Below are 10,113 nucleotides of genomic sequence, written 5' to 3' on the forward strand. Positions count from 1 at the left end.
CCTCCCCCCGCTGGGGGGAGGAGTGGTGTGTACCAATGGCGGGCGTCGGCCCGCACCCCCTTGCCGGTACGGAGCGCGGGCGGCTCGCCCGCTGCTAACAACCTTTACGCCCCCCGCCGGGGAAGGATCTGTCACGTATTTGCATTGTCGCATATTGCGGCGCTGATTACAACTCGCGCTCATCGGCTTCGCTCGTCTCGATCGGCGACTCGCCGCGCCCGATCAGAATTGGGCCGAACAGCGACTCCTGTTCAACCACAATTGCGCGTCGCTTGAGCAATTCCAACATTGCCCAGAACGACACGATCACCTCTTCGGGAGCCGGCTGCGCGGTGAGCAGATCGCTAAAATCGAACCACGCCGCGCGTTCGAGCCGGGCGCGAATGCGCGCCACAACTTCGGCTACGGTCAGGCGGGGCGCCAGCACCATCCGCTCTTCCGGTTCGAGCGGCAATTGCAACTGCGCACGGCGGGCCAGCGCCTGTAACAGATCAGCAACACGGTAGCTGGCCGGGGGCGGAGCGATCGTGAGCGGCGGCGACGCAACGCGGGCAAAGGTGCTACGCCCGCTCTCGTGCCAGACGCGCAGCAGCTCGGCGGCTTGCTTAAAGCGCCGGTACAACTCAAGCTGGGCCGCCAACTGCTCGGCATCCTCATCAACCGGCGCTGCCGGCACGATCGGCGAGCGGGGCAAGAGCGCGCGCGACTTGATTAGCACCAAACGAGCAGCCAAACTCACAAACTCGGCTAGCTCGTCCGGTTCGACTGCTTCCAGCGCGCGCACATAGGCCAGATACTGGTCGGCCACTTGGGCCAGCGCGATGGTAGTGATATCAAGTTCGGCCCGTTCGATCAGACGGAGCAACAGATCGAGCGGGCCAGTAAAAGCGGGCAAGGTGACTTCGTAAGGCATATTTGCTGCCACAAACGTGCGCCGAGTTAATTCTGCTCGTCGGCCCACTGCAATCGGGCGGCACGACCGGTTGGGTGCGGATCATGGTAATGGCGCAGCGTCTCGACAATTTCCGGCGGGCAACCGGCGGCAGCAGCCATGCGCGCGCCGCGGGCGGCGTGGTCGGCATAGATGGCAATCGCCGGCACGAGCCGGGCGGCCATCAGATAAAGGGCCGACCAGCGCTTGAGGATTGTCGCCAGCACATACCAGCCGAGCGCCAGCGGGCGGCCCGCGTCATCAACCTTGCCGCAATCATGGTAAAGTGCCGCGCGCAACAACAACTCATCACGCTCGCCGGCGGCGACCAGCGTCTGGTAGACATCGAGACAGTGCCGCTGGTCGTAGAGCGGCATCTGCCAAAACAATTGTTGTTCGGCTGGGGTCAGCACGTGCGCAACCAGCTCGTATTCGGCGGGTGAAACATTGGCGCGCAAGGCGTTGCGAAATTGGCGAATGCGGTATGATAGAGACATAAGACCATCGCTGGCGGTCGGACATGATTATCGGCGAAGCATTATACCGCTGGAAGCGACGCCAGCGCAATTGGCCCGTTTCGAGCATCGCAGAGTGGTCAGAGGAACGCAGCGCGAGCACGTGACCCGCTGCGCTCAACATGGCAACTGATTGTACCCATGGTAGAATGAGACTATGAGACACGCTATTATCTTCTTCAGCTTCATCTTTGTCCTTGTCGCCTGCACTGGCGCGCCGCAGGCCAGCCAGCCGCTGGTGGTTGGCGAGACGCCAATCGCCTCGGAAAGCACACTGATCGACACCAAACCGGATTGGGCCGCCATTCCCGGCGAGAAAGCGCCCGATTTCAGCTACAAACTGACCGATGGCACCTACAAATTGAGCGATTTACGCGGCAAGCCGGTGATCGTCAACTTTTGGGCCACGTGGTGCTTGCCCTGCGTCGAAGAGATGCCGGAACTAGAGGCAGCCCGCCGCGCTAACCCCGATCTAGTGATTCTGGCGGTCAACCGCAATGAGTCGCCCGAAGCGATCGCTGCCTTCGCGCCGAAAGTAGGGGTCAGCTTCCCGCTCATCACCGACCGCGACGGCGCGATTGGCGAGCGGTACGGCGTGATCAACCTGCCGACCACCTTCTTTATTAATCGCGATGGCACCATCGCCGCCCGCCATCTCGGCGCGTTAACCGCCGCGCGGCTGGCCGAGCGATTAGCGGAGGTACGATGAGCGAACGTTCTCCTGATGAGATTCTCCGCTTGGCGCAAGAGCGGATTGCGGCGCGGAAGGAGGCCGGGAAGCGGCCTATCCCATGGGGGCCGATCTTTCTTGGCAGCATCAGCGCGCTGCTGGTGGCCCTACTCTTCAGCCCCGGTATGCCGCTGGAATGGAAGATGTACGCGGTCGTGCATGGTATCTGCGCCCAACAGCACAACATCTTCGTCGGTGGGTTGCAATTTCCGCTCTGCGCGCGCAACAGCGGCATTTACCTGAGCTTTATGCTCACCTTCCTTTATCTGTACGCAATCGGGCGTGGGAGAGCCGGCACGATTCCGCCGTGGCCGATTTCGCTGACGCTGGTGGCTTTCGTGGGGATTATGGCAGTTGACGGCTTCAATTCGCTCTTCCTCGATCTAGGGCTGCCCAACTGGTACCCGCCTGATAACTTCTTGCGCACGCTGACCGGCATGGGTATGGGCATCACGATTGCCGCCGCGCTACACATTGTGCTCAACAACACCCTGCGCCAGAATGTCGATCCGCAGCAGCCGGTCTTCGCCAACTGGGGGCAGTTGCTCGGCATTATCGTCATTGACCTGCTGGCGCTCGCTGCCATCTACGGCAACCTCGGCGTCACCTTCTGGCCGCTGGCGTTTTTGGCCTTCTTCGGCATTCTCGGCGTGCTCTATTTGGTCTGTTTGTTGCTGACCAGCCTGTTTATGGGTTACGAAGGCAAAGTGACCAGCATCCGCCAACTGGCTGGCCCGGCGACGATTGCGCTCATTCCGACGTTAGTGATTGCAGGGGCGATGTCGTGGCTGCGGTTTTGGATGGAGAGCGTGGGGTTGATCCTGTAAAGGCGCAGAGGAAGCAAAGGCGCAGGGATGGTAAAACGCAAAGACGCGAAGATCGCCGATGACGCAAAGGTTTTTCTATGGTTGGCGCACGTGCGCTTGGGCACAGAACCATCATTCCATCCTTGGCGATCGTGGCAAACTTTGCGTTGAAGGCACTTTGCGTCTTAAGGTAAAACGCAAAAGGCGCGAAGGTTTTTCTCTGATGAGCATCCATGGGTCGCATCCGGCTGAAGCAGGACCCGCAGCGCGAAGGACGCAAAGGGCGCGAAGGTTTTTCTCTGGTTTGGATCACGTGCGCGTGGGCATAAACCATCATATATCTTTGCGATCGTGGCGAACTTTGCGTCTTTGCGTTTAGATATAATACATTACCGCCCCATCGCGGCTGCGTTTGCGCTGGCAGAGATCATCGAGCGTGATTGAAGCCAGCCGGCGTTCGATCGTTGCGCGCAGCTCGCTCCACACCTCATCGATCAGCGCCCGATCGAGCGGTTCGGTGGGTTGCAAATCGTCGCGCCCGCCTTCCGCCGGCAAGATCGACCCTTCCAGCACCGTCAGCGCCTCGAGCAACGTGATCGTTTCGGGTGAGCGGGCCAGCAGATGGCCGCCTTGCGGCCCGCGCAAGCTCTCAACCAAACCGGCCCGGCGCAGCGTGATCAGCAGTTGGTTGAGGTAATTGACCGGAATCCCCTGCCGGCCAGCGATAGCCTCGCTCTGGATCGGCCCCTCGCCATAGCGCTGCGCCAAATCAAATAGCGCGCGCAACCCGTAGTCGCCTTTGCTCGAGATGCGCATCGTTGCCTCCATAGTCAAGTAGATCACTTAACATTGTAGCAATAAGGGTAACGGGCGTCAAACGGGGCACCGATCGCCAACGCTCGGCTCACCGGGCAGACGCATCGGGCAAACGACGAATCCCCTTCCCCAATTCGCGCAACTTGTGGTATGATATGCTTATCCCATGACGCAGTGCGTCTAAACACACGGTTATGAATATACAACCGCGTGACAAGCGCACGAGAGTCCGCAACGGAGAGACATGGTCAAGGAGGACCCAATGACTTATCAGATCAAGCGGGTTGGCGTGATCGGCGCCGGAACGATGGGGGCCGCGATCGCCGCGCTGGTGGCCGGTACTGGCATTCCGGTGTTGTTGCTCGATGTGCCGCCGGACTCTCTCACCGCCGAGGAGGAGGCCAAAGGCTTGACCCTCAGCCATCCGCAGGTGCGCAACCGGATTGTGCAGCAGGGGTTTGAACGCATGCGCAAGGCGCGCCCATCCAATCTCTACAGCGAGCGCAGCGCCGAACTGATTACGCTGGGTAATACCGAAGACGATTTTCCCCGGCTGGCTGAATGCGATTGGATCGTTGAGGCGATTGTCGAGCAGATTGGCCCCAAGCAGGCGTTGATGGCGCGGCTGGAGGAGGTGCGGAAGCCGAACGCGATCGTCACCACCAACACCTCCGGCATCCCGATCCGGATCATCGCCGAAGGCCGCAGCGAAGCCTTTCGCCGCCACTTCTTCGGCAGCCACTTCTTCAATCCGCCCCGTTATCTGCGCCTGCTCGAAATCATTCCCGGTGACGAGGCCGATCCGGCGGTGGTCGCTGCCTTCCGCCGCTTCGCCGAAGAGCGGCTGGGCAAGGGGGTGGTGATCTGCAAAGACCGGCCCAACTTTATTGGCAACCGCATCTTTGTGTATGCGGGGCAGGTGCTGCTCAATTTCGCGCTCGAACATGGCTATCAGGTGGAAGAGGTCGATGCGCTGACCGGCCCGCTGATTGGGAGGCCTAATACAGCCAGCTTCCGCTTGCTCGATCAGGTCGGGATCGACGTGATGGCATACGTGGCCGGGAATCTGTACGACGCGATTCCCGATGATGAGAGCCGCGAGGTCTACCGGCACAACGATCTATTGCAGCGGCTGGTCGCCGCCGGCAAACTGGGCAAGAAGGTTGGCCAAGGCTTCTACAAAGAGGGCAAGCGCGACGGCAAGCGCGAGTTTTGGCCGCTCGATTTGCAGACGCTCGAGTATGTGCCGCCGCAAGGCGCCGCTGCGGTTGATGAACTTATCGCCTCGACGCGCAGGATCAAACCGCTGCCCGACCGGCTGCGTTTTATCCTTGACCGGGCCGAAACCGGTGATCGCGGCGCGAAGCTGGTAGCGGCAGCGATCTACCCGATGATGGCGTATGCCGCCCGCCGCCTGCCCGAAATTGCCGATAGCGTGGCCGATGTTGATAACGCGATGCGCTGGGGATTTGCCCACGACATGGGGCCATTCCAGCTTTGGCAGGCGATGGGCATCGCTGAAACGGCGGCGCGTATGCGCGCTTTTGGCGAGAGTCTGCCGGCGTGGGTCGATCAGCTTATCGCGGCTGAAGGCCATTTCTACGGCGAGCTGGATGGCGTGCCGGCAGCATACAATGTCGCGACCGGCCAACTCGAACCCATCGCGCGCGATCCGCGCGCCATCGATCTGGCTGCGCTCAAGGCTGCTGGACGCGAGCTGTTTGGCAATGAGAGCGCTAGCGTGATCGATCTCGGCGATGGCGTGCTCTGCTACGAGCTGCACTCGAAGGCCAACACCATCGGCGGGCAAGCGGTTGAGATGCTGATCAAGGCGCTCGATGAACTTGAGCAGGGGCCGTGGATCGGCATAGTCGTCGGCAATCAAGGCCCGCGCTTCTCGGCGGGCCTCGATCTGAACGACGTAGGTGCGGCGGTGATGGCCGGCGCGTGGGACGACATCGACGAGTATGCGGCGCTGGTGCAACAGACCTTCCGCCGTATGCGCGACAGCGCCAAGCCGATTGTCAGCGCGCCGTTCGGCCAGACGCTGGGAGGCGGGGTTGAGTTGTCGATGCACAGCGCGGCGTCAGTGGCTGCCGCCGAGACCTACATGGGATTCGTTGAGTTTGGCGTTGGGGTGATCCCGGCGTGGGGCGGCTGCACCGAGATGAACCGGCGAATTATCGCTGCGGCGGCGCGGAGCGGCAACGACACGCTGAAAGCCTTCCAGCAGGTGTTCGAGACGATTGCGTTGGCGAAGGTCGCCACCAGCGCCCACGAAGCGAAGGAGTTGGGTCTGCTGCGCCCGACTGACCGGATCGTCTTCAACCCTGACTATCTGATCGGCGAGGCTAAGCGCGAAGTGCTGCGGCTGGTGGCCGATGGGTATACGCCGCAGATCACTGCCAAACCGTGCTATGCCCTTGGCCGCGACGTGTTGGCAGCGGCGCGCATTGCAATCTACCAGATGCGCGAAGGCGGCTTTGCCACCCCCTACGATGCGGTGCTGGCCGAGAAGCTGGCGTATGTCTTGTGCGGCGGCGAACTGAGCAGCGCGCAGTGGGTTGACGACGGGTATATGCACAACCTTGAACGGACGACGGTGATCGAGCTGTTGAAGGACGAGCGCACCCAAGCCCGCGCCCGCCATATGCTCGAACATGGCAAGCCGCTCCGGAACTAAAGGCGCAGAGGGGGCAAAGACGCAGAGGATGGGAAACGCAAAGGCGCAAGTAGAGCTGGACGGCTGTCCGGCTCCGCAGAGGACGCAAAGGTGTTTCCTATGGTTTGGCATCAGCGCGCTGGGGAGCAGACCCATCAGATATCTTTGCGTTCTTAGCGAACTTTGCGGCTTGGCGTTGAACACACGTTGCGCCTTGGCGTTACTCGTATAACAAAGGAGTTATCGCGATGCGAGAAGCAGTGATTGTTTCCGGGGTTCGCACGGCAGTCGGCAAAGCCGGACGCGGCGCATTGCGCACGGTGCGCCCCGATGACTTAGCGGCGATTGTGATTAAAGCGGCGATTGAGCGGGCCGGGATCGAGCCGGGGTTGGTCGAGGACGTGATTATGGGTTGCGCGATGCCCGAAGGCGAGCAGGGGTTGAATGTGGCCCGCGTCGCCGCGCAGCGCGCCGGTCTGCCCGATAGCGTCTGCGGGGTGACGGTCAATCGCTTCTGTTCGTCGGGCTTGCAGACGATTGCGATGGCCGCCTACCAGATTATGGCCGGCCAGAACGAGATAGTGGTCGCCGGCGGTACCGAAAGTATGAGCATGGTGCCGATGAGCGGCAATAAATTCTCGCCCAACCCCTATTTAGCCCAGCACGATCCGGCGGTCTACTTAGGCATGGGCTTGACTGCCGAGAACGTTGCCCGCCGGTTCGAGATCAGCCGGGCCGATCAAGACGCCTTCGCGCTGCGTTCACACCAGCGCGCGTTGGCGGCGCAGGCCGCCGGTCTGTTCGACCGCAGCATCGTGCCGGTTGAGGTTGAGCTGGTTGAGCCGGGGCCGGATGGCCAACCCCGGCGGCGGGTGCAAATCTTCGACCGCGACGAAGGCCCGCGCGCCGACACCTCAGCAGAGGCGTTGGCGAAGTTGAAGCCAGTCTTCGCCGCCGAAGGGACGGTCACTGCCGGCAATTCGTCGCAGACGAGCGATGGCGCAGCGGCGGTGGTGGTGATGAGCGCCGAGAAAGCGGCTGAACTGGGGCTGAAGCCGCGAGCGCGCTTTGTGAGCTTTGCAGTGGGTGGCGTCGAGCCAGAGGTGATGGGGATCGGGCCGGTAGTGGCAATTCCCAAGGCGCTGAAGCAAGCTGGGTTGACACTGGCCGACATTGATCTGATCGAGCTGAACGAGGCGTTTGCCGCGCAAGCCATTGCCGTCATCCGCCAGCTCGGTCTCGACGAAGAGCGAGTCAACGTGAACGGCGGCGCGATTGCGCTCGGCCACCCGCTCGGCTGCACCGGCGCGAAATTGACCGTGCAGATTCTCGATGAACTGGAGCGGCGCAGTGGCCGGTACGGGATGGTGACGATGTGTATCGGCGGCGGGATGGGTGCGGCAGGGATTTTTGAACGGTTGGATTGATACGGCAACGGCGGTGTAGAGACGCACGGCCGTGCGTCTCTACACCACCGTAAAAAACCCGGCCCCCGCCGCCACCGCAATCGCCCGTCGCGGATCGATCACCCGCGGGCCGGCAGGATTCAGGCGCAATACCGCCCAATCGCCGGCCCGCAATTCCAATTCGCGTTCGCCATCGAAGGCCAAAACCGCCGGACGTTCGCGCCGCACCCGCACCACATCGCCGGGAGCCAGCACCCGGTGCGCCGCAACATACACCGTCTGCATCAACCCCGGCGCGACCGGCGCCCGCACCGGTTGGCCGCTCGCCGCCAGATGCAGGCACAAGCCGTGACCCGGCGGATAGTTGCCGGCCAGAAAATTGGCCCCAATTGACGACAACCCGATATTGCCCGGCTCGGCGCGCGTGAGGACGAGATCGCTAATCCGCGTGCTGTCCCAGATCGCGCGCGAGGCGACAAACCGCTCGTCGTACACTGCGACATCAACTAAGGCAATGTCGTCAGGTGACGAGCCATCAGGCAGACCCTCCCCGGTTTGATCGGCGCTTAGGCGGTAGACATCAATCCGCGGCGCGCGCGTCACCGCCGCCTCGGCGCAGCCGCGCGCCACCAAGCCGGCGGCGAGGCCGGCAGTGGTGGCTTCGATCATCATCGGAAAGACGTTGTTGGTGCCGGTTGAGATCGGCATCAGCGGCGCCTCACCGCACCCCTTCGCCACCAAGCGGTTGGTGCCGTCGCCGCCAAGCGTCACAATGCAGCCAACGCCACGCTCGGCCAGCAGTTGCGCTGCCCGCCGCGAGTCGTCGGGAGTGAACCACGCCGGCATATCGAGCAAGGTGGCCTCGATCTGCAACGGCAAGTTGTCGAGCGCCTTGAGGCCAATCCCGAAGCGATCGGGCATGATCCAGACCCGCTGCACACCGGTCGCTTCGAGACCCAGCAACACTCGTTTGACGATACTGACCTTCTCTTCGTTATCGAAGACCGACCCGTGGGCAACGAGACGCCGGATGTCTTTGCCTGAGGCTGGGTTGGCGATGATGCCGGCTGTGATCATAACAACATTATCGCAGGATCGATCGATTCCGCGCTCCACAATGATTGGGCCGCACGGAGCCGCACGGCTGTGCGGCTCTACGGTTCTGCGGCTTCGCACAAACGCACGGCCGTGCGGCTCTACGTCACACCGTAACCGGCATCGTCTCACGCAAAAACGCAACTATGCTATCGGTCACGCGGGTAAATCCGGGACTGCCCGGCAATACCCAGTTGAAATGGGTCATCCCGGGTACCACCTCTAACCGGCAAGTATCACCGGCGTTGTCGGCGATCGCCTGCGCTTCCGCCAATGGCACCAACTGGTCGCGGTCGCCGTGGATGATCAGCAGCGGGCGCGGGGCAATCTGATCGGCGACCTCTTCGGGCGCATACTCGATCAACGCCTCGGCGCTTTCCAGCGGCACCGACACCTTCATCTGCGGGAACTCGGCGCTGACCTGATCGAGAAACGCCTGCGAATCAGGATCAGGCAGCACAATCTCCAACGGATCGACGGTGGCCGAGACGCCAGTGCGCACGCGCTGGCGACGGTCTTCGTCCAAACGGGCAAGAAATTGCGTCCATTCCCAATGGCGGCGCAAGCTGCGCAGCCAGCGCGCACCGTTGCCCGGCGGTTCGAGCGCCACCGCCGCTTTGACCCGCTCATCAACCGCGGCAGTAGTGATCGCATGCGCGCCGCCGAGGCTGATTCCCACTACTGCCAAGCGATCAGGATCAACGGCAGGCTGCTCGCTGAGGAAGGTCAGCGCGGCCCGCGCATCGGCCACCTGTTCGAGCGGCAACAAGCGACCGCGCGGGCCTTCGCTCTCGCCAAAGCCGCGATAGTCAAAGACCAGCGCCACATAGCCGGCGGCGTTCAAGACCTTGGCAATATCGGGCATGACCATCGTCTTGAGGTAGGTGTAGCCAACCAGCAAAACCACGCCGGGCCGCCGCTCACCTGCCGGCAGACCGCGCGGCGTGTAGAGCAAGCCGTCGAGACGATAGCCAGCGCTATAGAATTGCACCCGCTGCAACGGCTGCGCCGGCGCAGCGCGCGCAGCAATCGCGCGCTCGACGTCCTCTTTGATGATCGCGCCGCCGGGGCCGCTGCCGGTCAGCGTATGAAGATCAATCCCGTGCTCTTGGGCGAGCTTGCGCGCCGCCGGCATCGCACGCACCCCGCCTG

At 62.4% G+C, this 10,113-nt stretch carries 9 protein-coding genes; 4 read left to right on the forward strand and 5 right to left on the reverse strand.

Translation table 11 applies throughout. From position 1 onward, the window contains the following. Positions 1-166: 166 nt before the first annotated feature. On the reverse strand, positions 167-913 hold the full coding sequence (locus U9R81_RS15550; protein ID WP_322496342.1) for a ScpA family protein: 747 nt from the start codon (positions 911-913) through the stop codon (positions 167-169). A 26-nt stretch (positions 914-939) separates the two neighbouring features. Continuing rightward, on the reverse strand, positions 940-1,428 hold the full coding sequence (locus U9R81_RS15555; protein ID WP_322496343.1) for an HD domain-containing protein: 489 nt from the start codon (positions 1,426-1,428) through the stop codon (positions 940-942). 175 nt (positions 1,429-1,603) lie between these two features. Between U9R81_RS15555 and U9R81_RS15560 the strand changes: the two genes are divergently transcribed. Together U9R81_RS15560 and U9R81_RS15565 are read left to right on the forward strand one after the other, a co-directional pair. Then, a complete protein-coding gene (locus tag U9R81_RS15560; protein WP_322496344.1) occupies positions 1,604-2,155 on the forward strand; it encodes a TlpA disulfide reductase family protein in 552 nt (183 codons plus the stop codon). Continuing rightward, positions 2,152-3,003 carry a DUF2085 domain-containing protein gene (locus U9R81_RS15565; RefSeq protein ID WP_322496345.1) on the forward strand — a complete coding sequence of 284 codons (852 nt, stop codon included), beginning with the start codon at positions 2,152-2,154 and terminating at the stop codon, positions 3,001-3,003. Before U9R81_RS15560 ends, U9R81_RS15565 begins: the two co-directional genes overlap by 4 nt. Positions 3,004-3,357: 354 nt before the next feature. Here the strand turns inward: U9R81_RS15565 and U9R81_RS15570 are convergent, their stop codons facing one another. Next, complete coding sequence (locus U9R81_RS15570) at positions 3,358-3,798, reverse strand: Rrf2 family transcriptional regulator (RefSeq protein ID WP_322496346.1); 441 nt, start codon at positions 3,796-3,798, stop codon at positions 3,358-3,360. 262 nt (positions 3,799-4,060) lie between these two features. Between U9R81_RS15570 and U9R81_RS15575 the strand changes: the two genes are divergently transcribed. Both U9R81_RS15575 and U9R81_RS15580 read left to right on the forward strand, forming a co-directional pair. Continuing rightward, positions 4,061-6,481, forward strand: a complete 2,421-nt coding sequence (locus U9R81_RS15575; protein ID WP_322496347.1) for a 3-hydroxyacyl-CoA dehydrogenase/enoyl-CoA hydratase family protein — start codon at positions 4,061-4,063, stop codon at positions 6,479-6,481. Positions 6,482-6,708: 227 nt separating this feature from the next. After that, the gene (locus tag U9R81_RS15580; protein WP_322496348.1) at positions 6,709-7,887 is read left to right on the forward strand and encodes a thiolase family protein; all 1,179 of its coding nucleotides are present in this window, start codon (positions 6,709-6,711) and stop codon (positions 7,885-7,887) included. A gap of 39 nt (positions 7,888-7,926) precedes the next feature. Here the strand turns inward: U9R81_RS15580 and U9R81_RS15585 are convergent, their stop codons facing one another. Further along, complete coding sequence (locus U9R81_RS15585; protein WP_322496349.1) at positions 7,927-8,943, reverse strand: ATP-NAD kinase family protein; 1,017 nt, start codon at positions 8,941-8,943, stop codon at positions 7,927-7,929. A gap of 124 nt (positions 8,944-9,067) precedes the next feature. Continuing rightward, a partial coding sequence (locus U9R81_RS15590; RefSeq protein ID WP_322496350.1) for an alpha/beta fold hydrolase occupies positions 9,068-10,113 on the reverse strand: 1,046 nt, incomplete at its 5' end.

It is taken from the genome of Chloroflexus sp. (assembly GCF_034435895.1).
Taxonomy (GTDB): Bacteria; Chloroflexota; Chloroflexia; order Chloroflexales; family Chloroflexaceae; genus Chloroflexus.